This is a genomic window from Ureibacillus suwonensis, from assembly GCF_042655065.1.
GTDB lineage: Bacteria > Bacillota > Bacilli > Bacillales_A > Planococcaceae > Ureibacillus > Ureibacillus suwonensis.
In genome coordinates, this window is record NZ_JBHSNQ010000074.1 from 16,433 (window position 1) to 38,227 (window position 21,795).

Consider the following 21,795-nt stretch of genomic DNA (forward strand, 5'->3'; position numbering starts at 1 on the left):
ATTTGTTAACTGGCGATTATAAAGAATCAAAACGCCCTTAAACCAATTGTTCCTGAAACAATTCAGCCGTTATTTCTTCCGCCGCCTGTCTTCCCTGCAGCACACAATCCGGCACACTGATTCCTTCATAAGAACTTCCAGCCAATTTCACATGCGGGAAATCTTTTTTCAGAATTTCCCTCATTTTTTCCAAACGATTTTCATGACCCACTGTGTATTGAGGCATCGATTGCTTCCAGCGGGAAACGATGGTGAACACCGGTTTTTGATTGATTCCTAGCGATTTTTCCAGGTCATGAAGCACCGTTTTTTCAATGTCCGCATCCGACAATTCCACGATGGCCTCGTCCCCCACACGGCCAATATACGTTCTGAGCAAATCATATCCTTCAGGCGCCACATTCTCCCATTTATGATTGCTCCAAGTGCATGTCGTGATGGAAATATCGTTGTTCCGTGCAAAATAGAAGCTGATCGCATCATCATAATTTTGGCAATTTACCTTTTCAAACGCCATCGTTACAGTAGCGATTGTCGCATAATTCATATCTTGAATTTCATCGAAAATGCCATAATGGTTGAACATATTTTTCGCTTCATTCAATGAAGTCGTCACGATCACCGCGTGGCATTTGATCGGGGAAATATTATTGAAATAAATTTGGAACGTACCATCCTGCAATTTATCGATGGATTCCACTCTTACACCTTTTAACACCGTTTTGGACGGCAATTGTTCTTCCAATTTTTCCACTAAAGTTTCCAAACCGTTTTTAAAAGTTTGATAACCTTTCATTTGATTACTTAAGAAGGAAAAGTGCGTCTTTTTCATTCCATAAATCAAGCTGCGATATTGTTTTTCCAATTCGTAAATTTCCGGAAACATCGATTGGATGCTCAACCGGTCGATATCTCCGGCAAAAGTTCCTGCAAGCAGCGGTTCAACCAAATTTTCTACCACTTCTTTTCCAAAGCGGCGTCGGAAAAAGTCCCCAATCGGTTCATCCTTGTCTTCCCTGGTTTTAGGTAATACTAAATCTCCTGCAGCGCGAAACTTTCCACTTAATGATACAATCCCGGTTGTCAATAATGAGGGGACAATAGGTGATCCTCCAAACAAAATACCATTTGGAATAGGGTACAGATGTCCACCGACAGCCACATAAGTTTGACCTTTTTTGTTGTTCACTACTGCCTCTTCTATTCCTAAATGTTTTGCTAACTCCGCCATGCTGTTTTCATGATCGATAAAAGATTCCGGACCCCGTTCGATAATAAATCCATCTTTTCGCAATGTTTGGATTTTGCCGCCCAATCTTAACGAAGATTCAATCAACACCACATCTAAAGGCAAATGATGATCCCGTGCACACTTTTCTAAATAAAACGCTGCAGTCAACCCTGTAATACCACCGCCAATGACAGCAATTTTTTTTCGATTCGTCACCCTCATCATCACTTTCTATCATTTCTCTAACTTTTTAAAAATGGCATCAATCATCGCATCAATAAACAATGGATGAGTATTTGGCATTGGTGGGCGATAGTAGCCTGCTCCCAATTCATCGCACACAGCTTTACATTCAATATCGTTATCGTATAAAACTTCCAAATGCTCTGTCACAAATCCGACAGGAGCATATACAAATGAACGGTATCCTTTTTTCTCATAAAGTTCTCTTGTCAAATCCTGCACATCCGGTCCAAGCCATGGTTCCGGTGTTTGCCCGGCTGATTGCCATCCGATTTCGACATTTGGAAGACCTGTTGTTTCTTGAATCAAACGGGCAGTTTCAATTAATTGTTCTTCATATGGGTCGCCCAATTTTTTGATCTTTTCAGGCAATGAGTGGTTTGAAACAATCACGCAAGCTTTTTCCCGTTCTTCTTCAGTCATTTTATCGAATTCTGCAAGAATCGCTTTTGCCCAATAGTCGATGAATTTCGGTTCATCATACCATGCTTCCACAGAAGTGATTTTCAAAGTGCCGCCCAATTTTTCGGCAGCTTCTTTCGCTCTTCCATTGTAGGATTGAATGGAAAAAGTCGAGAAGTGAGGTGCCAATACAATGGAAACCGCTTCTTGTATTCCGTCTTTCACCATTTGTTCAACGGCATCTTCAATAAATGGTTCAATATGTTTTAATCCGATATACAATTGATATTCCACTTCATCCTGGACTTCATTTAAACGGTTGACAAGGGCCTCCGCCTGTTTTTTGGTCATTTCCGCAAGAGGAGAAATTCCACCAATCGCTTTATAACGCGCTTTCAAATCATCTATATGTTCCTGAGAAGGTCTTCTCCCATGACGAATATGTGTGTAATATCTTTCGATGTCTTCTTCTTTGTATGGCGTTCCATAAGCCATCACTAACAGACCGTGTACTGGTTTCAATGTTTTCACCTCAAACAATTTTTTTGTTACTCATTCGTTAGTTTTGCAATTCGTTCACGACTATAATCATGAATTAATGCCGTTAACCGTTTTAATACATCCGGATTGACGTCAGGGAATACTCCGTGACCCAAGTTGAAAATGTGTCCCGGCACTTCCAATCCTTGATCGATAATATCTTTCGCTCTTCGTTCAATGACAGACCAATCCCCCAATAGGATGGAAGGATCCAAGTTTCCTTGAACCGCTTTTTCGATTCCCATTTCACGGGCTTTTCGGATCGGCATGCGCCAATCTAATCCGATCACATCAATTGGCAAGTCATTCCATTCCAAAATTAAATGGCTTGCGCCAACACCAAATAGGATCACAGGGACATTTTGATTTCTCAATTCCGCAAAAATCCGTGTCATCACCGGTTTGATAAACACCCGGTAATCTTCAACATTCAACGCGCCAACCCAGGAGTCAAACACTTGAATGGCACTCGCACCTGCTTCCACCTGTGCAGTAATATCCGCAATAATCATGTCTGCCAGCTTATCCATCAATTTAAACCATGCTTTTGGATCGGAAACCATGAAAGATTTCGTTTTGCTGTAATTTTTCGATGGACCGCCTTCAATCATATAGCTGGCCAACGTAAATGGAGCGCCGGTAAATCCGATCAATGGCACATCCAACTGTTCTTCCGTTAAAAGTCTGATTGTTTCAAGCACGTATGGTGTATGCTCTTTTGGATAAAATTCGCCCAACTTTTCCACATCTTCCACACGTCGGATCGGATTGGAGATCACTGGTCCAATGCCGGCTTGAATTTTCACATCAACACCGATGCTAGGCAAAGGCGTCACAATGTCTTTGTAAAGAATTGCCGCATCCACGTTATATTGTTCCACAGGAAGTCTTGTCACATAAGCGCAAAGTTCCGGCTGCTTCGTAATTTCTTCCAACGAATATTTCTCTTTTATTTTCCGGTACTCCGGCTGGGAACGCCCCGCTTGCCGCATGTACCATACTGGAGTATATTCCGTTCTTTCTCCTCTTGCTGCTCTGATTAAAGTGTCATTAATTAGCCTCATGTTCAATTAACCTTCCCCTCAAAAATAATCGTTGACGAAAAGTGCAATGAAATCGATTTCAATCTTACAAGGAATTTCATCGCTAAAAATTGCTACAATTAATTATAATAACTATAACCTTGTAAATAATCTACTAAATCACTGATACCCTTCAATATATACTGTTCCTTTAACATTGTATAGCTTTCTCTGACAAATGTCATAAAATTGTTCTTTTAATAGCCTATTTTTCTTACTGAATATTTGACAAAATTAAGGCAAAGAAAATTGAGCAGGAGTTTTCTTTTTCATTCAAGGAGGAATCAAAAATGAATTTTTACATGACGACCGGAACTCCCACTTTTATGGAAAAATTGCATAAAAAATATGAACATGAAAAAATGTTGATTTTGTATGGCGCAAACCAAACCCTGTTGCTTCATGAAACAGCGGGCAAGACCGTTTTTCAAACACCCAGAAAATATGAAGTTGTGGATGGGATGAACGAACTGCAACAGGCAGGTTACTTCACTTTCTACCATATTCCGGTATCTGATGAAGGACGCCCGGTATTTGAAAAAAACATCGTTCAGCGTTTGAAAGGAATGAAGGATCAAACGGGGTTGACCGCCATGCGACTGCTTCGTCCGAAAAAATCGGAAACCTATATTATTCTCCTTCAATGGAAAGATAAACGCTCATATGACATATGGAAAAAATACGACCCAATCGCCCAGGAACTCGAAAACTTTTCAGTGGGTGTAAAAAAAGACAATATCTTTAATGCAGCAACGTACATCTCCACTTACTCCGGCGCGAAACAAAAAGAAGGGGAAGAGAATGAAAGCTGATCTGTCCCCCGGGCAAAGGATGAAAAGGGCGGATGAGAAAATTATAAAATTTCCTCCATCCGCCCTGGGGCAAATTTTTCAATTACATCTCAAATGATATGCCAAGATGAAGTTCAACCGCTTTTTTGTACACACCCTTTGCAACGGCAAGATCATAATAAGAAGCCCCGACGGATTTGAAAAAAGTGATTTCTTCCTCATGTTCCCTCGGTGCAATTTTTCCGCTCACCAACTGGGCAAGTTCCCCATGCAAGTTGGAAAAAGACCACTCCCCGCTTTTGTGGGCATCAATCAATTCCCCCGCTTCTTCTTTGACGCCTTCCACATCATCCACCACAATTTTCGAAGCTTTTCTTATCGTTGTCCGATCGACTTCCAGCATATGGGGCAAATAAGAGCCGACCCCGTTTACGTGGACACCGGGTTTTAAATAGTTTCCATCAAACACGGGGCTTTTTGCATTTGTCGCACAACAAACAATGTCTGATGAACTGACGGCCTCATTCACATCATCGACCACTTCCAAGAATGCAGTGACACCATGATCAATCAATTGTTGCTTGAAACGATGCGCTTTTTCTTTCGTTCGATTATACAAATAAATGCTTTCGATTTTTCTTACCGAAAGTACCCCGAGAACTTGCTCAAAGGCCATTCTTCCCGTGCCAATCACCGTCAGCGATTTTGCATCAATGTTCGCCAGTTTCATCGTGGCAAGCCCTGTCATCGCGCCAGTGCGAAGACTTGTGAGATATGAAGCGTTCATCACCGCCAAGTGCTCACCGTTTTCAGTGCTTGAAAGAAGCAGGATGCCCTGGGTTGTCGGCAAGCCTTTCCCGGGATTGTCCGGGAAAATCGTGACGACTTTTACTGCGGCAATTTGATCTTCCAAATCGGCACTTGGCATATAAAGGGAAGAAGCATTCTTTTCAGTAAAATCAATCACTGTTCTAATCGGGGCAAGCACTTTGTCTTTTTGCTTTGCCATCAACATTTGTTCCACATCTTTTAAGGCATCTTCCATTTTGTAAAAACGTTTGATTTGTTCTTCATTTAATAGAATCAATGGCTGTCCTCTCCGTTTTCTATACTCTTTGCAAAGTTCTTTCTTCCGTGTTTTTGAATTCATCCAACTCTTGATTGCTCTTGTCTTTGACAGTGAATACCGCAATCAGTGAGATGATGGCCGTCAAAACGATATAAAGCGCAACGGGAACATAAGAGTCATTGAATTGGACCAACAGCCATGTTGCAATCAAAGGAGCTGTTCCTCCCGCAACGGCCGCACCGATTTGATAGCCCAATGATACCCCTGTGTAGCGCACTTTTGCATCAAATATTTCCGAAAACATTGTACCGAGCACCGCCGTAATCGGAGCCCAGATTATCCCCAATCCCAAAACCGTTGCAATAAGGAGCGCGGCGAAATTTCTTTGTTCGAGCAGCCAGAAATACGGAAAAGCATATAGGATCATTCCGATCACTCCGGCAATGTACACCTTTTTGCGGCCAATTTTATCCGATAACCTGCCCATAAACGGCATGAGAATCGTTGTCACAATGGTGGAAACCATGATGGAAATCAACACTTGGGAACTTTTGAATCCAAGGTTGTTCGTACCATACGAAACAATGAATGTAGAAAAGATGTAAAACGGCGCCGTTTCAACCACTTTTCCTCCGACTGCAATGAGCACTTCTTTCCATTGGGTTTTAAATATGTCTACAAAAGGAAGTCTCGTCACTTCCCCGGTTTCCTGAATTCTTTTGAATGAAGGTGTTTCATCCAGCCCTTTGCGGATCCAAAGACCAAAAATCACTAAAATTGCACTCAAAATGAATGGAATCCGCCATCCCCATGCCACAAAACTTTCAGGAGAAACAATGGACGTGATGAACGATAATGCGCCCGAACCTAAAAACATCCCGACTGTGACTCCCATTTGCGGGAAGGCACCGTAGAAACCCCTTTTTTCTTTTGGAGAAAATTCAACGGCAAGCAGCACTGCCCCTCCCCACTCACCGCCGATTCCCAAACCTTGTACCAACCGCAAAATGATCAGGATAATCGGTGCAGCCACGCCGATTGCCTGATATGTGGGCAACAACCCCATCAATACGGTCGCAACCCCCATGATGGTCAAAGTTAATACAAGCGTCCGTTTTCTGCCAATCTTATCGCCAATATACCCAAAAAGGATGCCTCCAAACGGCCGAATAAAAAACGCGAGAGCCAAAGAAGCATAAGACAGCAACAACCCCACCGTCGGATCATCCGCAACAAAGAACACTTGATAGAATACAAGTCCGGCTACCGTTCCATAAAGAAAGTAGTCGAACCATTCAATGGAGCTCCCTACCAAACTGGCAATCCAAACTTTTGTCATATCATTTTTTCCGCCCATTGGATACCTCCCCGTTGAATTGTTAAGTAGAGAAGTTAGTAAAATTTATGCTAAAAAAATACATATATTCTAAGATTTCTAACATGGATGGACAATTATGGGTCCTTTCATTCTATTAGAACAATTACAGGAGGCTCCAAATGGGCACAGACTCGGTTGATCGATTCCCGAATTTTTCATTCATTGGCATGCAATTGTGGAAAGAAAAGGCAAGACACATTTATGGAGGCATTTCCTTTTAGCCATCCAATGAAATGCAAAAGCGGCTTAAGTCCCAAAATCGGGAACTTAAGCCGCTCAACAATCAAAACCAAATTCTTCATTCTTAAACATGCACCGCCGGATCCTTCGACAATCGGAAAGTCAATTCGTTCATTCCGATCACGATGATCGCCGGAATAAAGAACAGCGGTTGTCCAATGGCGCAAAGCATCACAATGATGGCTTGAATCACTATAAAGAGGCGCAACAGCTTCTGAACCGCTTGCTTCCGTTGATTGTCTTTGACCGGATAGAGCATGTCCATACGGAAATCGGTTGAAGATAACAGTGCATATTTCAACTGGATGACCGTGGCGAAACTTAACGCTCCTGCCACAATCCATAAGACAACTGGAATATCAATCATCAGCGCAATGATTGCCGAAATGAGCGTTAAACGCACCCATAAATAAAAATGGTCGTTGGTTCTGACAAAGGTGCGGAATACCAGATAACTTTGCGTATTTTCCTTTTTATATGGAACGAATTTATAGATTGCGTCCAGCCATGCTCTCCGTTTCACTGCGCCACGGATATGCGGGACATCCGTAAAGTAATTCGCAAACCGGTAAAATGCCATCATCCGGTTTTCTTCCAGTTTGACCAAATGCTCGTACGGGATCGGTTGGACCTTTGCCCGCTTTGCCAGCGAAAATTTGTACACAACGAGCAAAAGCAAATAGATCAATGCCCACCAAAATGAGACGGACAAAATGGCTTGGATCGCCAAAATGGATACCGCCATCCGCGCAATGCGATCAAAGACAACATGATTCCCCCGATTCGCAAAGCGGTAATGGAATTCCGACTGAACGTTTACAAATTTCAGGACAATGATGAACAATAGCCCCAACCATGTCCGCCATGCAGGCAAATCAGTGACCGCGTTTAATAAAGGGATTGAAACAATGTAGCAGATCACAGGCAAAAACACCTGGGACCAGAATGTCCAATTCAAGGCTTTCCGGAAATAGAGGTGCATTTCCTTCTCCAATGGCAACAAATACACCTGATCCGGCTCCCTGAGCAATGTCACGGGACGGGAAAAAGCAACAACGATTCCGATAACTCCGGCAACGAGCCATTCTGCAGGAAATTCCGGTGACACCACTTGCAGCCATTCGCTGTATTGATACCCGAGCGCCCCAATGGCAAACACCAGCACAATCGCCAAATGCCCAGTGAACACAAACCGCATATATTTCTGAATTTCCGTAAGATAATGTTCAAACCGCTTTGACCAAACATCCGCCAAATTATTCATGGTGCTGCTCCTTCGTCATGGCAATATACAAATCATCCAGAGTGGCATTCGGCATGCCAAAAGCCTTTCTCAAATCATCCATCGTCCCCTGGGCGCGAACACGGCCTTCGTGAAGGAAAATGATGCGGTCGCAATATTTTTCGGCAGTCGATAATACATGGGTGGACATCAACACGGAAGCTCCCTGCTTTTTCCGTTCCGACATTTGGTCAAGCAAAGATTGGATGGCCAATGGATCCAGCCCTATGAATGGTTCATCCACAATATATAAGGAAGGGTTGACCAAAAAGGCGCACATGATCATGACCTTTTGCTTCATCCCCTTGGAGAAATGGGATGGGAACCAGTTCAAGCGCTTCTCCATCCGGAATTCTTCCAACAATTTTCCGGACCGTTCCTTTAATGTCTTCTCATCAATGCCGTATGCCATGGCGGTCAATTCCAAATGTTCCTTCAATGTCAATTCCTCGTATAATACAGGCGTTTCCGGAATGTAGGAAAAAGATGAGCGGTATTTTTCAATATCTTCCTGCAATGTCACGCCATTCAAGCGGATTTCCCCTTTTTGCGGTATAAGGGTTCCGATAATGTGTTTGATTGTTGTGCTTTTTCCTGCACCGTTCAATCCAATCAATCCAACCAATTCACCTTGTTCAATGGAAAAGTTTAAATCTTTGATGACCGGTTTTCTTGTATAGCCACCTGTTACATCCTTTAATTCCAACATAGCCAACACTCCTATTCTTCCTACAGTGTATCAAAATTAGAAAATGTATTCATCTCATGAAATATGTTAAAATGTAGATAAATTTTGTAAGAAAGGATTGGGTGAAATGAGCGACTGCATTTTCTGCAAAATCATTGATGGATCCATTCCATCCAATAAAGTATATGAAGATGAACATGTATTGGCTTTCATGGACGTAGCCCCATTGACAAAAGGACATACATTGCTTATCCCAAAACAACACGTAAAAGATCTGTATGAAATGCCGGAAGATGTGGCAAGAAACTTATATGCGGCTGCACCAAAAATCGCGAATGCCATTAAAAAAGCTTTCAATCCGCAAGGTCTAAACACGATCAATAATAATGGCGCCTTTGCCGGACAATCCGTGTTCCATTATCATTTGCACTTCATCCCCCGCTATGATGACAGTGACGGCTTAAAAGTGAGATGGGAAGCAAAAAACGGCGAGTTCACTCCTGAACAATTAAAAGCGATTGCGGAAGAAATCAAAACGAATTTAAATGAATAATCCGGCAGACTGACTCATCTCCCGAGTCGGTCTTTTTTAATATTACAATCATCCTATAAAAATACTTGAAAATTATTTCTTTTAAGATTACAATAATCGTACTATACGATTTCGCTGACAGCATAGAGACTGTTGGGAAGTTGAGCACAGCTTAGCAGAGGAGAGAAGTGTATGAAAACAAAAAATTTGGTATTAATGGCTCTTTTAGTTGGTATTGGAACTGTTCTTTATTTGGTGATGCCGCCTATTCCGATCGGCGGTGGAATCAAGCCGGATATGATGTTGACGATGATGTTTGTGGGGATTATTTTATTCCCTAGCATCCGGGATACATTTATTCTTACAGTCGTTACCGGAGTTCTATCCGGATTATTCTCATCCATTCCGGGTTCACTCATTCCAAATCTGATCGATAAAGTTGTAACAGGTTTTGTTTTCTTGGCCGTACTCTATTTGGTCAATAAATTTGCGAAAAACGTTGTTGTTTACGCCATTTTGATTGGATTAGGAACTTTGTTGTCAGGAACCGTTTTCTTGTCCATGCTTCTATTGTTGGTCGGAGAAATGCCGGCAGCCTTTGGAATCATGTTTGTTACTGGTGTAATTCCTGCAACAATCGCAAATATCGTTGCGTTCTGCATCATCTATCCGATATTGGCAGGTCTGTTAAAACGTTCCAAATTCGAAACTTCCGTTACACAAGCATAATAAATAATGAAAACTTTGCTATCTAAGTTTTACTTAGATAGCTTTTTTATTTCCTTTGATTTTGGTTTAATATGGTTAAGTACATTAATTTATAATCCAACCATTTTCTTTACATACTATTGAATACAAAATGAAGGAGAGATTCACCATGCGTGCTAAACCATTTTTCATCGGACTGTCCGCCGGAATGATCGCTGGACTGACTGCAGCCATTTTCACTGCTCCACAAAACGGGAATCAATTGAGAGCAAACATGAAATATGCGGCAAAGAATGTAAAAACGACCATCAGCGAATTAAATTATCAAATCAATGACTTGAAAAATGCGGTCTCTAAATTATCCAACGAAGCGAAAATTACTATTCCAAAAATATTATTTGACTTAAAAACCTCCGTTTCCAATTACAGTGAAGAAATCAAACCGGATGCCGAAAAATTGAAAGAAGAAATAGAAAAGTTACAGAATAGCATCAACGAAATCGAGAATAAATTTTCACAACTCAAAAAAGAATAAAATCATTTCAAAAAACCGATTTTTAGTTCTTTTTTACCAAAAACGCAAATTTTTATTTCATTTATTTATTATTTTTTATCAAAAAATAACATTTATTAATCACTTTTCATTTATGTATTTTTTTTAACTTTAAACTTTTTTCTTTTATTGCTATAATATTTTAAAAACTTACAAAAAGAAGGTGAATCGATGACTGTGGAATCCTACACATTAAAAGAGGCCATGATTTATAGTCAGCGAATCGCTCAACTGTCCAAAGCCTTGTGGAAAGCAGTTGAGAAAGACTGGCAACAATGGATCAAACCGTTCAATTTAAACATTAACGAGCATCACATTTTATGGATTGCTTATCATTTACAAGGCGCTTCCATTTCAGATGTTGCCAGATTCGGGGTCATGCACGTATCAACGGCCTTCAACTTCTCAAAGAAATTGGAAGAGCGTGGGCTTCTTAAATTTTCGAAACGCGATGATGACAAACGCAATACGTACGTTGAATTGACTCCAAAAGGCGCAGAGCTTGTCATCAAAATGTATGACCATTACTTGGATACAGAGCACTCTATATTGGAAGGCTCTCTAGCATTAAAAGAATTGTATGGAAGATTTCCAGAATTTTTAGACGTTATGGCCATCATCCGAAATATTTACGGAGAAGATTTTATCGAAATATTTGAAAGATCCTTTAAAAACTTTAAAGAATCCATTGAAGAAAAAGATAAAGATCAAGTGGTATTCAAGAATGAAATTATGGTGAACAAATAAGCAATTGGGGATTTGGGGAGTGTATCAGGTACACTCTTTTTTCTTTTTTTGGGATAAAAATCATTAGCATAAACACCATACTTGTTTTACAATTTTCTTGAAATTATATGGAGAGGTAGCCACACTATGCATTGTTGGAAAACGATCAATATCAAAAGGGAATATCGTGTACCACGAATTGTATTATACATGATTATTGTGTTTATCCTTGTTTTTTCCTTTTCATTCATTCTTGTCGGCATCAACCGGCCTTTAAAATATGACGATCACTATGTTCCATTATTTCTTTTGGTCCTTTTATTGCTTTATCCATTGCATAAACTCATCCATTACTATTCGCTCTTTTCCTACCGAAAATCGGTAAAACTGAAATGGAAACTTGAGTTGAAAGTTGTTCCCATCGTTCACCTTCGAATTAAAAAAATGATACCGAAAAATAGATATATGTTTATTCTGATCACCCCATTCGTTCTTTTAAATATGATATTGATTCTCGTGGCGGTTCTCTTCCCTTACTATTCCCATTACGCGTGTTTATTGCTCGGATATCATTGTTCCATCTGCCTGGTCGACATATTATATTTTATACACCTGGTAAACGCGCCAAAAAACGCGGTCATCGAGGAAACGCCCAAGGGGTACGAAATTCTAGTTCCTCCTAGTTTTTCAAAAACTTCTAACAATTAAATGCTAAAGAATGGTGAACTTACTTGTAGAATGGCAACACTTTTTGATATTCTTAAGTGAAGTGATAGAGGGGAGGAACAACTTTGCTACTGTTAGTTGTAGTGCTATTCTCGGTACTTTATTTATTTCAAATAAATCGGATGACATACGCATTATGTATGCAAAAAGATATTCCTGAAGAAAAACAGACAAAGATTTTCAGCACAATCAATATTTTAATCACTATTTTGCTTATATCTTTTTATATTGAAGTATACTTTGCCATCAAATTTTAATGATGGTTTTGATACATTCCCGCAAAAATAAACAAGAGGCTGGGACAAAAGATAAAAAACACCATTTTCTCACGGGAGAAAAATGGTGTTTTTTTGATAATTGAAGAAAATTGATTTCCGTTCCGGGGACGCTTTCCGCGGGCCCGGCTCGAGCCTCCTCGGAGCTCAATCCTTCGCTCCTGCGGGGTCTCGAGACTCGGGCTGTTCCCGCAGGAAAGCTTTTGCTTTGCGACGAAAGCGGAGCGACAGGAGCACTCGCCCCGTCACTCCAATCAATTTTCTGTGATATCAATTTTTTACAAAAAATTTTTTTGCAGCTCGTTCACTTTATTAGTTATGTCCCAGCCTCAAATTTTGATATTAGTGCACGAAAGCTGCACCAACAATGATTAATAAAATAAACAACACAACCAATAACGCGAACCAGCTACCTCCATATCCATATCCACCACCATAGCTTTGACCCATAACGACACCTCCTTTCCTATCTACTGCTTATAGTATGCGGGCAAGGTTGGGTTACCTGGGCAAACATAATTAGTGGAACCATTTCGTTTTTGATTCGTTTATGTTATAGTTACAAATGGAAATTAAATACAGGGAGAGAAAGTGAGTTTATGAAAAAAACATTTTTAGCAATCGCATTAGCCACATCCGTTTTTGCATTGTCTGCTTGCAATTCAGACGATGAAGTCGTTGTTTCTACAAAATACGGCGATATTACAAAAGATGAATTTTATAATGATATCAAAGACATGGCAGGCAGCATGCTGTTGGAACAAGTAGTCGTCGAACACATCCTGGAAAATAAATATAAAGTGTCGGATGAAGAAGTGGAAGAACGTTTAAAACAATATAAAGACCAACTCGGGGACTCTTTCGATGACGTCTTGAAACAACAAAACATGACGGAAGAACAATTCAAAACGAATATCCGCTACACTTTATTGCAAGAAAAAGCTGAAAACGACATCAAAATTTCAGAAGAAGAAATGAAAAAATATTATGAACAAGGCAAATATGAATTACATGCCCGCCATATTTTAGTGGAAGACGAAAAAACTGCTAAAGAAGTTCTTAATAAACTCAAAAAAGGTGAAGACTTCGCAAAATTGGCGAAAGAATATTCATTGGATACAGGTAACGCACAAGACGGCGGCGATTTAGGCTGGTTTACTGTCGGCACAATGGTGACAGAATTCAACGATGCCGCTTATGCATTGGATGTAAATGAAATCAGCGAACCGGTGAAAACAGAGTTCGGATACCATATCATTCAATTATTGGATAAACGTGAAGTGAAAAACTATGGCACTTACGAAGAGAAAAAAGATGAAATCCGCCAAAACTTAATCAAAATGAAAGGCGGCGTCAATGCCAAATTAGAGGAATTAATCAAAGATGCGGATATCGATATCAAAGATGAAGATTTAAAATCCGCATTCTCTCAAATTTTAGGAACTGACAGCGACAAAGACAGCAAAGACAAAGAAAAAGATAAATAAGAACGGGATATGATGGACAGGCTGTGACAGCTGAAAATGGTGCCGGTAATTACACCGGCACCATTTTTTTGTGGTGGCAATATTTCTTTGGCCGCAACACCTTTCCCCTATAAGGGATCGCCAATCACGGTAACCGGATTCCTCTCTATATGAAGGCAATTCCGATATTCAAATAAACCGTCGTAAAGAGAAAGGCGACAAATCCATTTTGTCGGATTGCCTAAAGCCAAATCTTTCAATGCTTCACCGACTGCGCTGAAGAATTTGAACCCATGGCCGGAAAAACCCATGCAAATCGGCCCAAAAGAAAAAGCGAATTGGAATACCCTTTGTTTCCAAGTTCGCTCTTTTTATACTCAAGAGTCTTCAAATTTGGGCTTATAGAAGGAACGATTATCCAATGCAAAAATGCGCTCCGTAAATTCCCCGGGCTTCGTTTTGCCCAAAGCTCTCGTCAACATATTCATTTTTGCATCAATATTATCAATATAATGCAACATTTCCGCTTCTTGGATCATCGGTTTTTTCGGACTTCCCCATTCTTCCTTGCCGTGATGGGCCAACACGATGTGCTGCAATACCATCACTTCTTCTCCTTCAATCCCCAGTTCTTTTGCTGCCTGCCCAATTTCATCGACCATGATCGTAATATGCCCCAACAAATTCCCTTCAACCGTATACGTTGTGGAAACAGGGCCCGATAATTCCTTCACTTTTCCCAAATCATGCAATATAATTCCCGCATAAATCAGATCTTTATTTAAAGTCGGATATAGTTCGCAAAGGGCTTTCCCCAGCCTCAACATATGCACCACATGGTCCAATAGCCCTGAAACATAGTCGTGGTGGTTTTTGGTGGCGGCAGGATAAACCGACATTTCCAATTGGTATTTCTTCATCAAGTAGCGGGTGATTCTTGAAATTTTCGGATTTTTTATTTCAAAGAAATATTGGGTCAATTCTTCAAACAATTCTTCCTTTGGTGTTGCGGCGGAAGGCATTAAATCTTTTATCTGAACACCGTCTTCCGGTCTGGCCGGGCGAATCTGCTTGATGCGAAGCTGGTTTTTCCCCCGATATTCATGGATTTCCCCACCGATTTTGACAATGGTTTGCGGCTGGTACAATTTTTCATGTTCTTCATTCGTATCCCAAAGTTTCGCTTCGATATCGCCGCTTTTATCTTGGAGAATGAGGGTCATGAACGGCTTCCCGACGGTAGTGATTCCTTTGGTCGCTTGTTTGATCAATAAAAATTGATTCACTTCATCTCCAGGCTGAAGTTGAGTAATTCCTGGCATAAGAGACATCCCCTTTTCATTCGTTCGAAACAATCGTTCATTCTTTATTGTACCATTTGTTTCAAAGGGATTCGATGATTGAATCTTCATTCTGAATCTACTGACATTCTTTCCATATGTTGTATAATAAAATTGACTATTCTATAAAGGATGGGATGAGAATGGCAAATTTTTATTTCACGGCTTTTGAAAAAACAGGGGAAATTTTATTCAATGAAGTATGGGAATTCGAAAATGAACAGCAAGCGAAAATCGAGGGGCAAAAACGCATTGAGGAAAAAGGGGTTCAAGATAAAACCCATCGGCTCGTAAACTCCCAAGGAAAAGTGATTTTATTCCATGTATAATAAAGCAGGAGGTTGACCATGAGTCAACCTCTCTTCATTATTGGCCAATAAATTGCGGGCTTCGTTTTTCTACAAAAGCTTTGATGCCTTCCAGATGATCTTTCGTTTGTCTCATCTTTGTTTGTGCCACCAATTCTTTTGACAGCACTTTTTTCAGTTCTTCCACCCGTTCAGAATGATAAATTTGCTTCGTCTCCAGCATCGCCAAAATTGGAGCGGATAGCAACTTTTTCACAAAACCTTGAACGTATTGTTCGGACTCCCCTTCCTTCACCACGACATCCACGAGTCCAAGTTGCTGCGCTTCTTCCCCGTTCATGATTTTGCCTTCCCAAATAATTTGCTTTGCCTTTGGTACACCTACGCGTTCCTGCATGAAGAAATGACCGCCGCCATCCGGGATCAGCCCGATTCCTATGAAATTCATTGCCAATTTGCTGTTTTGTTCCGCAATGACAATATCGGATGCTATGGCAAGACTGAAGCCGAGCCCTGCTGCAGCACCATGCACCTGGGCAACCGTAATCATCGGCAATTGATAATAAGCGGTCGCCATTCTTGAAATGATATCCATGATTTCATGGAAATCCTCTATTTTATCCTTTTGCAGCATCATTTTGATGTCGCCGCCGGATGAAAATGCACGTCCATCCCCTTTGATCACCAACACTTGAATCCCTTTTTCCCCTTGAAGCCGTTCAAAGCAGTCTGCCAACTCATTCAACATCACTTCATTCATGGCATTCAACGCTTCCGGACGCTTTAAAGTGAGCACCGCATACCGGTCATTTACCGACAATTCAATTGTTTCGTAAGCCAATTTCTCCACCCCTTTATTTTTCTCATACACTATTAACTTCTACTTGAAGGAAAAAATTCCTTTCACGAAACTCAAATCAAAGAATATTTGAAAAAACATGTGGAATAACAAAAACACGAATAATATTTTTTATTTTTTTAATTAATGTTCGTTAAAAAAACGTAAAATTAAAGCGTTTTCATTAAAAATATTTCATTTTGTTAAGGAAATGAGTTGACAAAAGTGAACAATTCAGTTTATTATGTAGACACATTGAAATAAGAGTCAAAATATTATGACGGAGACATGCTCTTGCGTTCAGAATCCTCAGAGAGCTGATGGTCGGTGCAAATCAGCGTTTCTGGCGTCAGTAGTTCCACTCCTGAATAGAATGGCTGAAATTCAGTAAGTCATCTCCGGATTATGCACGTTACGCATCACTTGAGATTGTCGGAATCTTTGCAATTTTCGGCAATGAAAAAGGGTGGTACCGCGTGAAGTTGATAACCAGCTTTTCGCCCCTTACTTTGTAGGGGGTGGAAGGCTTTTTTTAATATACTTCGGAATGAAAGGAGTATTTTTATCGAAAACTATTAACTCAATTGCCTCTAATTTTTCGATATTTTGACGTTGTATTTACACCCATCATTCTAAAATAATTATTAAAAAAGGAGTTTTTCAAATGGTAACAAAAGAAACAACAGCTACAGATGTCATTAAAGTGTTTATTGCAGACCCATTAAGCGAAGACGGTATTTTCCCATTGCGCGAAGAAAAAGATTTGAACTTGGAAATCATCATTGACACTGGCAACTCCCAAGAAGAATTGATCCAAAAAATCAAAGGCGTGGATGCCTTGATCGTGCGCAGTGCGACAAAAGTGACTCGTGAAGTGATTGAAGCTGCAGATAAATTAAAATTGATCGGCCGCGCAGGGGTAGGGGTGGACAACATCGACTTGCAAGCTGCCACTGAACGCGGAATCATCGTTGTCAACGCGCCAGACGGAAATACAAACTCTGCCGCTGAACATACGATTGCGATGATGACATCTCTTGCTCGCCATATTCCTCAAGCGTATTTATCATTAAAAAATGGTAAATGGGACCGCAAATCTTATGTTGGGGTTGAATTGAAAAACAAAACTTTGGGTGTTATCGGTTTTGGCCGTATCGGAACAGAAGTGGCGTTCAGAGCAAAAGGACAAAGAATGAATGTCATGGCCTATGACCCATTCTTGACTGAAGAACGCGCAAAAGAACTTGGCGTTACAAAAGCGACTGTCGATGAAATTTGCAAAGAAGCCGACTTCATTACAGTGCACACACCACTATTGCCTGAAACAAAAAATCTGATTAATAAAGAAAAATTCGCATTAATGAAACCAGGTGTGCGCATCATCAACTGTGCCCGCGGTGGAATCATCAACGAAGATGATTTATATGATGCCATCGTGGAAGGAAAAGTGGCAGGTGCCGCACTTGACGTATTCGTTGAAGAACCTGCAACAGACCATAAATTGCTCACATTGCCTCAAGTGATTGCAACTCCACACTTGGGTGCATCTACAGTAGAAGCGCAAGAATCTGTTGCCATCGACGTATCAAAAGACATTATCAAATACTTCAAAACTGGCACTGTGACAAACCCTGTTAACATGCCATCCATTCCAAAAGAATTGCTTGCTGAAGTGGAACCATTCTTTGAATTGGCTGAAAAACTTGGTTCATTCTTATCACAAGTAACTTCTGAACCATTAAAAGAAATCAACTTGTTCTATGCCGGGGAAATCGCCAATTTCGATGTACGCCCATTAACAGCGAATACATTGAAAGGCTACTTGAAGAAAACTCACGGCGAAAACGTGAACGACGTCAATGCCCGTTATTTGACTGAACGCGTCGGCGTGAAAATTAACGAAAATAAAACAACAACAGCCAAAGGTTTCACAAACTTAATTACAGTTGAAGTAAAAACAGCAAACGAAACACATTCTGTGGCTGGTACATTGTTAAATGGCCTTGGCGCCCGTATCGTAAAAGTGGAAAACTTTGTAGTGGACGTTGTTCCTGAAGGCCACTTATTATACATCAAAAACATCGACAAACCAGGGGCAATCGGCCGCGTTGCCACTAAACTTGCCGAAAAAGACATCAACATCGCAACAATGCAAGTGGGACGCGAACGTGTCGGCGGTTCCGCTGTCATGATTCTTGCCATCGATAATGAAGTGACATCAGAAGATTTGGCATATGTTGCAACATTAGAAAATATTGATGAAGTAAAAGCAATCACTCTATAAGCCCTGATATTTTATGAGCAGGCAAAGGACATGTTCCTTTGCCTGCTTTTTTCGTTGACTTGACTACTTGATGCTCTCATCCGCCATCCCGGTTTCATTGTCCAAAGAAAACTTTCCCCGCCCTTTAATTTTCATTTTTCTGCTCATACTATGGATGAACGAAAGGATGTGATGAACATTTTAACGGAAAAACAAATCGCCAAATTAAAAAAGCAGCTGATTGAAGAAAAAGAGGCATTAACGAAAAATTTGTCCGCCGACGAAAAACCTTTTGATAACGGCGGCATCCGGGATTCTGTGGATGAATTATCCACCGTCGACAACCATCCTGCCGACCTGGCAACGGAATTATTCGAAAGAGAAAAGGACCTTTCCTTAAAAATCCACCAGGAAGATGAATTATCGAAAATCAATGCTGCTTTGGAAAAAATCGAAAATGGTACATATGGAGTTTGTGAAGTGTGCAAAGAACCTATTCCATATGACCGTCTGGCAGCTATTCCATATACATCCTTCTGCATTGAACATGCCGAGGCGAAAGAAGTGCCGGCAGATCGGCCTGTGGAAGAAGACTTGCTGATTCCGCCAGTGGACAATTCCTTTGCGGAAAGGGAGCCTGATGGGGCCATTCAAGATTTTGAGGATACTTTCCAAATCGTGGCGAAATACGGAACTTCGGAAACCCCATCGGATTTGGAAGGGGATACGGAAGATATCAACGAACTGTACGATGATCCCGAGGAATATGCCAACAACGATGAACCTCAATCCTTCCATGTTTCCCTGAAGGATGAAATTCCTTTCCCAATGTCAAAACGTGAAATTGAAGAAGCAAGCAAATACGATTATTTGGAATAAAACAATGCGAGACCAATTCCGTCTCGCATTGTTTTCAATCATTATGAGATTTTTTCGAGCAATTGCAAAAATTCCGTCAAAGAAGTCACTTCGTATGTCGGCACGATATCCGGATTTTTCGGTTTATTTTCACGGTTGATCCAAACATTTCTCATTCCTACTCTGGAAGAACCTAAAATGTCCGTATTCAAATTATCTCCAACCATAATGCCTTCATCCGGTGTAATTCCCGCTTTTTTCATCATGTATTCAAATAATGATGGATCCGGTTTCCCTTTTCCGAAATCGCCGGAGATGATCACATGGTCAAAATAAGGGCGGATTTCCGGAGTCAATGTCAATTTCAGATTTTGCAAACTTGGCGCACCGTTTGTAAGAAGCACCAATTGGTATTTTCCTTTTAACGCATCAAGCACTTTATAAGTATCCTCATAAACAAAAGGATGTTTCTTCCGTTCTTCGACAAAACGTTCTCCAAGCTCTGCACCAAGGGCTTCATCATCGATGCCCAATGCCTTCAAACCGTTTGTCCATGCATCTTTTCGATAGTTCGGCACAATGTTTTTCATTTTTTGGAAAGATTCAGTCGGATCGTCAAATGTCCCCCATAATCCTTCAAAAGGGTTGATTCCAATCAATACCGTATAATCGTAAATTTCATAGGATTCATACAGCTTTCTTGCTTCTGCGCGAACCGCTTCTTCCAATTGTTCCGGATCGAGTTCGTATTTTGTCGCGGCATATTCACATGTTTTTTCAAAAGCTGTTTTGATGCTTTTTTTATCCCAAAGCAACGTGTCATCTAAATCAAATACGATTGTAGTAATTGCCATTTCCAACTTCCCCTATTAGTTTTTTGTCACATTTTCTATTCTAACATATATTTCAATTCTATCCAGTGAGTAAATCAAATGAAACTTTATGAAACCCTTTTCGTATTAATATCAAATACTGTTTTTGAAAGGAGTCCATTTACATGTTAAAAAAATTCGCATCGGACGCGTTGGGGTTATCCGATATCGGAAAAGTGATCGAACCGCAAGATTATGATAAAACGGATTCAGATGATTATGTGTTGCACGAAATCGGGGAAAAAATATACTTTCTCATCAAAACAAAAGCGGATGAATATTGCTTTACGAATTTGGCGTTGATTCATGTGGACGGCGATTCGGCTGTCAGCAAAAAACGCACGTTAAAAAGATACGAATACAAATGGAACCCAATCAGCAACGTCTCTTTGGAAACAGCAGGAACCATCGATTTGGATGTGGAGATCAAATTTACAATCGGGAATACACCATTCAGCATCGATATCAGCAAAAACGAATTGGACAAGGTCAAAGATTTGTACAAAGCGCTTGTTGAGATGGAACGCATCATGAAATCCAATGATAAATATATGAAATTTGCCCAAGACAGTTTGGAATATGCGCAAAAAAGCATTTCCCACGGAATGGCGCAAGGTTCTCCGGCAGAATCCTTCAAAGCGATCGCCGAATTTACGAATGATTGGTTGACCAATATGAATAAAAAATATGCATATGACGACTATGGCAGCGTCTTTGAATTGTTTATCAACAATTAATCCATAAGTGAATAACGCCCGCGGATAATTGGTGGGCGTTATTTGGCATTTTGGAAGATGGCGGACATTTTCAGAAACTAAAAATGAGGTGGCATGATGAAAGAATTGACAAAAAAACGGTTAAAAGCCTGCGCGATTGATTTGGGAATCTCCACAGCCCTTTCCTTGACCATTGAATACTTTTTACGGAAAAAGGTGAAAAGTGAATTTGTACATAATGTGGTGACACCGACTGCCGTATTTTGGGGATTGGAATACGCCCAATTCAAATGCGGCGGCCAGACGATCGGCTATAAAATGATGGGATTGAAGCTTGAAAGTGAAGACGGCTCAACACCGACATGCAAACAAATTCTAAAGCGCTGCGCTTATCGCGATACGCTTGGACCTTTCGCCTATTTGAAAGACCGGGAAGCTTACGAAGGGGAAGACGGCTCGAGACTTGCCCAGGACCGTTTTGCCGGAACGGTTGTAAAGGAAATAGAGTGATTTCCTCATTAAGATTCTTTTCCCGCACTGAAATCGAGTAGGAGGGAGCGATTAACTCCCGTCCTCTCACACCACCGTACGTACGGTTCCGTATACGGCGGTTCAATTAAGATCATTGACGCAAGTTTTCATAACGAGCTTCAAGACTTTCCAACCCT

The 21,795-nt window shown here is 40.7% G+C and carries 24 protein-coding genes; 13 read left to right on the forward strand and 11 right to left on the reverse strand.

Going from position 1 to position 21,795, the window contains the following annotated elements:
- Window positions 1–37: 37 nt before the first annotated feature.
- The 3 genes from hemY to hemE are packed head-to-tail and all read right to left on the reverse strand — an operon-like array spanning window position 38 to window position 3,480.
- The gene (gene hemY / locus ACFPOH_RS08580; RefSeq protein ID WP_390309417.1) at window positions 38–1,453 is read right to left on the reverse strand and encodes a protoporphyrinogen oxidase; all 1,416 of its coding nucleotides are present in this window, start codon (window positions 1,451–1,453) and stop codon (window positions 38–40) included.
- A 12-nt stretch (window positions 1,454–1,465) separates the two neighbouring features.
- Complete coding sequence (hemH, locus tag ACFPOH_RS08585) at window positions 1,466–2,398, reverse strand: ferrochelatase (RefSeq protein WP_390309412.1); 933 nt, start codon at window positions 2,396–2,398, stop codon at window positions 1,466–1,468.
- A 26-nt stretch (window positions 2,399–2,424) separates the two neighbouring features.
- Window positions 2,425–3,480 carry a uroporphyrinogen decarboxylase gene (gene hemE, locus ACFPOH_RS08590; protein WP_342471255.1) on the reverse strand — a complete coding sequence of 352 codons (1,056 nt, stop codon included), beginning with the start codon at window positions 3,478–3,480 and terminating at the stop codon, window positions 2,425–2,427.
- Window positions 3,481–3,788: 308 nt separating this feature from the next.
- Between hemE and ACFPOH_RS08595 the strand changes: the two genes are divergently transcribed.
- Entirely contained in the window at window positions 3,789–4,310 is a 522-nt protein-coding gene (locus tag ACFPOH_RS08595) for an antibiotic biosynthesis monooxygenase family protein (RefSeq protein WP_342468676.1), read from the forward strand.
- An 82-nt stretch (window positions 4,311–4,392) separates the two neighbouring features.
- Here ACFPOH_RS08595 and ACFPOH_RS08600 read toward each other — a convergent pair whose 3' ends face one another.
- From ACFPOH_RS08600 to ACFPOH_RS08615, 4 genes are all read right to left on the reverse strand, one after another.
- Window positions 4,393–5,376 carry an ornithine cyclodeaminase family protein gene (locus tag ACFPOH_RS08600; protein ID WP_390309413.1) on the reverse strand — a complete coding sequence of 328 codons (984 nt, stop codon included), beginning with the start codon at window positions 5,374–5,376 and terminating at the stop codon, window positions 4,393–4,395.
- Window positions 5,377–5,395: 19 nt separating this feature from the next.
- The gene (locus ACFPOH_RS08605; RefSeq protein ID WP_342468674.1) at window positions 5,396–6,715 is read right to left on the reverse strand and encodes an MFS transporter; all 1,320 of its coding nucleotides are present in this window, start codon (window positions 6,713–6,715) and stop codon (window positions 5,396–5,398) included.
- Between the two features lie 325 nt (window positions 6,716–7,040).
- On the reverse strand, window positions 7,041–8,240 hold the full coding sequence (locus ACFPOH_RS08610) for an ABC transporter permease (protein WP_390309414.1): 1,200 nt from the start codon (window positions 8,238–8,240) through the stop codon (window positions 7,041–7,043).
- Window positions 8,233–8,967, reverse strand: a complete 735-nt coding sequence (locus ACFPOH_RS08615) for an ABC transporter ATP-binding protein (RefSeq protein WP_390309415.1) — start codon at window positions 8,965–8,967, stop codon at window positions 8,233–8,235. The genes ACFPOH_RS08610 and ACFPOH_RS08615 overlap by 8 nt, the downstream gene beginning before the upstream one ends.
- Window positions 8,968–9,073: 106 nt before the next feature.
- Between ACFPOH_RS08615 and ACFPOH_RS08620 the strand changes: the two genes are divergently transcribed.
- From ACFPOH_RS08620 to ACFPOH_RS08645, 6 genes are all read left to right on the forward strand, one after another.
- Window positions 9,074–9,499: an HIT family protein gene (locus tag ACFPOH_RS08620; RefSeq protein WP_342468672.1), complete on the forward strand. Its 426-nt coding sequence runs from the start codon at window positions 9,074–9,076 to the stop codon at window positions 9,497–9,499.
- A 171-nt stretch (window positions 9,500–9,670) separates the two neighbouring features.
- Window positions 9,671–10,207, forward strand: coding sequence for a tryptophan transporter (locus ACFPOH_RS08625; protein ID WP_342468671.1), 537 nt, complete (start codon window positions 9,671–9,673; stop codon window positions 10,205–10,207).
- 148 nt (window positions 10,208–10,355) lie between these two features.
- On the forward strand, window positions 10,356–10,721 hold the full coding sequence (locus ACFPOH_RS08630; RefSeq protein WP_342468670.1) for a YtxH domain-containing protein: 366 nt from the start codon (window positions 10,356–10,358) through the stop codon (window positions 10,719–10,721).
- Between the two features lie 189 nt (window positions 10,722–10,910).
- Window positions 10,911–11,486 (forward strand): HTH-type transcriptional regulator Hpr, encoded by a 576-nt coding sequence (locus ACFPOH_RS08635; RefSeq protein WP_342468669.1) that lies wholly within the window; start codon window positions 10,911–10,913, stop codon window positions 11,484–11,486.
- A gap of 189 nt (window positions 11,487–11,675) precedes the next feature.
- Window positions 11,676–12,173: a DUF3267 domain-containing protein gene (locus tag ACFPOH_RS08640; RefSeq protein WP_390309418.1), complete on the forward strand. Its 498-nt coding sequence runs from the start codon at window positions 11,676–11,678 to the stop codon at window positions 12,171–12,173.
- An 83-nt stretch (window positions 12,174–12,256) separates the two neighbouring features.
- The gene (locus tag ACFPOH_RS08645) at window positions 12,257–12,448 is read left to right on the forward strand and encodes a hypothetical protein (RefSeq protein ID WP_342581782.1); all 192 of its coding nucleotides are present in this window, start codon (window positions 12,257–12,259) and stop codon (window positions 12,446–12,448) included.
- Between the two features lie 360 nt (window positions 12,449–12,808).
- Here the strand turns inward: ACFPOH_RS08645 and ACFPOH_RS08650 are convergent, their stop codons facing one another.
- Window positions 12,809–12,916, reverse strand: a complete 108-nt coding sequence (locus ACFPOH_RS08650; RefSeq protein WP_342468666.1) for a YjcZ family sporulation protein — start codon at window positions 12,914–12,916, stop codon at window positions 12,809–12,811.
- Between the two features lie 149 nt (window positions 12,917–13,065).
- Here ACFPOH_RS08650 and ACFPOH_RS08655 point away from each other — a divergent pair, with 149 nt between their 5' ends.
- The gene (locus tag ACFPOH_RS08655) at window positions 13,066–13,953 is read left to right on the forward strand and encodes a peptidylprolyl isomerase (RefSeq protein ID WP_342581783.1); all 888 of its coding nucleotides are present in this window, start codon (window positions 13,066–13,068) and stop codon (window positions 13,951–13,953) included.
- A 356-nt stretch (window positions 13,954–14,309) separates the two neighbouring features.
- Here ACFPOH_RS08655 and yhaM read toward each other — a convergent pair whose 3' ends face one another.
- A complete protein-coding gene (gene yhaM, locus ACFPOH_RS08660; RefSeq protein WP_342468664.1) occupies window positions 14,310–15,254 on the reverse strand; it encodes a 3'-5' exoribonuclease YhaM in 945 nt (314 codons plus the stop codon).
- Window positions 15,255–15,415: 161 nt separating this feature from the next.
- Here yhaM and ACFPOH_RS08665 point away from each other — a divergent pair, with 161 nt between their 5' ends.
- On the forward strand, window positions 15,416–15,601 hold the full coding sequence (locus tag ACFPOH_RS08665; protein WP_342468663.1) for a YhzD family protein: 186 nt from the start codon (window positions 15,416–15,418) through the stop codon (window positions 15,599–15,601).
- Window positions 15,602–15,638: 37 nt separating this feature from the next.
- Here the strand turns inward: ACFPOH_RS08665 and ACFPOH_RS08670 are convergent, their stop codons facing one another.
- Window positions 15,639–16,421 (reverse strand): enoyl-CoA hydratase, encoded by a 783-nt coding sequence (locus ACFPOH_RS08670; RefSeq protein ID WP_342468662.1) that lies wholly within the window; start codon window positions 16,419–16,421, stop codon window positions 15,639–15,641.
- A gap of 661 nt (window positions 16,422–17,082) precedes the next feature.
- Between ACFPOH_RS08670 and serA the strand changes: the two genes are divergently transcribed.
- Together serA and ACFPOH_RS08680 are read left to right on the forward strand one after the other, a co-directional pair.
- Window positions 17,083–18,702 carry a phosphoglycerate dehydrogenase gene (serA, locus tag ACFPOH_RS08675; RefSeq protein WP_342581784.1) on the forward strand — a complete coding sequence of 540 codons (1,620 nt, stop codon included), beginning with the start codon at window positions 17,083–17,085 and terminating at the stop codon, window positions 18,700–18,702.
- 171 nt (window positions 18,703–18,873) lie between these two features.
- Entirely contained in the window at window positions 18,874–19,560 is a 687-nt protein-coding gene (locus tag ACFPOH_RS08680; RefSeq protein ID WP_390309416.1) for a TraR/DksA C4-type zinc finger protein, read from the forward strand.
- Between the two features lie 41 nt (window positions 19,561–19,601).
- Here ACFPOH_RS08680 and ACFPOH_RS08685 read toward each other — a convergent pair whose 3' ends face one another.
- On the reverse strand, window positions 19,602–20,393 hold the full coding sequence (locus tag ACFPOH_RS08685; protein ID WP_342468660.1) for an HAD family hydrolase: 792 nt from the start codon (window positions 20,391–20,393) through the stop codon (window positions 19,602–19,604).
- Window positions 20,394–20,536: 143 nt separating this feature from the next.
- Between ACFPOH_RS08685 and ACFPOH_RS08690 the strand changes: the two genes are divergently transcribed.
- Window positions 20,537–21,148: a PH domain-containing protein gene (locus tag ACFPOH_RS08690; RefSeq protein WP_342468659.1), complete on the forward strand. Its 612-nt coding sequence runs from the start codon at window positions 20,537–20,539 to the stop codon at window positions 21,146–21,148.
- Between the two features lie 96 nt (window positions 21,149–21,244).
- Window positions 21,245–21,637 carry an RDD family protein gene (locus ACFPOH_RS08695; protein ID WP_342468658.1) on the forward strand — a complete coding sequence of 131 codons (393 nt, stop codon included), beginning with the start codon at window positions 21,245–21,247 and terminating at the stop codon, window positions 21,635–21,637.
- Window positions 21,638–21,795 lie beyond the last annotated feature (158 nt).

Coding starts and splice junctions, on each gene's coding strand:
- hemY (WP_390309417.1), bottom strand. CDS start 1,453: ATGAGGGTGACGAATCGAAAAAAAATTGCTGTCATTGGCGGTGGTATT.
- hemE (WP_342471255.1), bottom strand. CDS start 3,480: ATGAGGCTAATTAATGACACTTTAATCAGAGCAGCAAGAGGAGAAAGA.
- ACFPOH_RS08595 (WP_342468676.1), top strand. CDS start 3,789: ATGAATTTTTACATGACGACCGGAACTCCCACTTTTATGGAAAAATTG.
- ACFPOH_RS08605 (WP_342468674.1), bottom strand. CDS start 6,715: ATGGGCGGAAAAAATGATATGACAAAAGTTTGGATTGCCAGTTTGGTA.
- ACFPOH_RS08610 (WP_390309414.1), bottom strand. CDS start 8,240: ATGAATAATTTGGCGGATGTTTGGTCAAAGCGGTTTGAACATTATCTT.
- ACFPOH_RS08615 (WP_390309415.1), bottom strand. CDS start 8,967: ATGTTGGAATTAAAGGATGTAACAGGTGGCTATACAAGAAAACCGGTC.
- ACFPOH_RS08620 (WP_342468672.1), top strand. CDS start 9,074: ATGAGCGACTGCATTTTCTGCAAAATCATTGATGGATCCATTCCATCC.
- ACFPOH_RS08625 (WP_342468671.1), top strand. CDS start 9,671: ATGAAAACAAAAAATTTGGTATTAATGGCTCTTTTAGTTGGTATTGGA.
- ACFPOH_RS08630 (WP_342468670.1), top strand. CDS start 10,356: ATGCGTGCTAAACCATTTTTCATCGGACTGTCCGCCGGAATGATCGCT.
- ACFPOH_RS08635 (WP_342468669.1), top strand. CDS start 10,911: ATGACTGTGGAATCCTACACATTAAAAGAGGCCATGATTTATAGTCAG.
- ACFPOH_RS08640 (WP_390309418.1), top strand. CDS start 11,676: ATGATTATTGTGTTTATCCTTGTTTTTTCCTTTTCATTCATTCTTGTC.
- ACFPOH_RS08650 (WP_342468666.1), bottom strand. CDS start 12,916: ATGGGTCAAAGCTATGGTGGTGGATATGGATATGGAGGTAGCTGGTTC.
- ACFPOH_RS08655 (WP_342581783.1), top strand. CDS start 13,066: ATGAAAAAAACATTTTTAGCAATCGCATTAGCCACATCCGTTTTTGCA.
- yhaM (WP_342468664.1), bottom strand. CDS start 15,254: ATGCCAGGAATTACTCAACTTCAGCCTGGAGATGAAGTGAATCAATTT.
- ACFPOH_RS08665 (WP_342468663.1), top strand. CDS start 15,416: ATGGCAAATTTTTATTTCACGGCTTTTGAAAAAACAGGGGAAATTTTA.
- serA (WP_342581784.1), top strand. CDS start 17,083: ATGGTAACAAAAGAAACAACAGCTACAGATGTCATTAAAGTGTTTATT.
- ACFPOH_RS08680 (WP_390309416.1), top strand. CDS start 18,874: ATGAACATTTTAACGGAAAAACAAATCGCCAAATTAAAAAAGCAGCTG.
- ACFPOH_RS08685 (WP_342468660.1), bottom strand. CDS start 20,393: ATGGCAATTACTACAATCGTATTTGATTTAGATGACACGTTGCTTTGG.
- ACFPOH_RS08690 (WP_342468659.1), top strand. CDS start 20,537: ATGTTAAAAAAATTCGCATCGGACGCGTTGGGGTTATCCGATATCGGA.
- ACFPOH_RS08695 (WP_342468658.1), top strand. CDS start 21,245: ATGAAAGAATTGACAAAAAAACGGTTAAAAGCCTGCGCGATTGATTTG.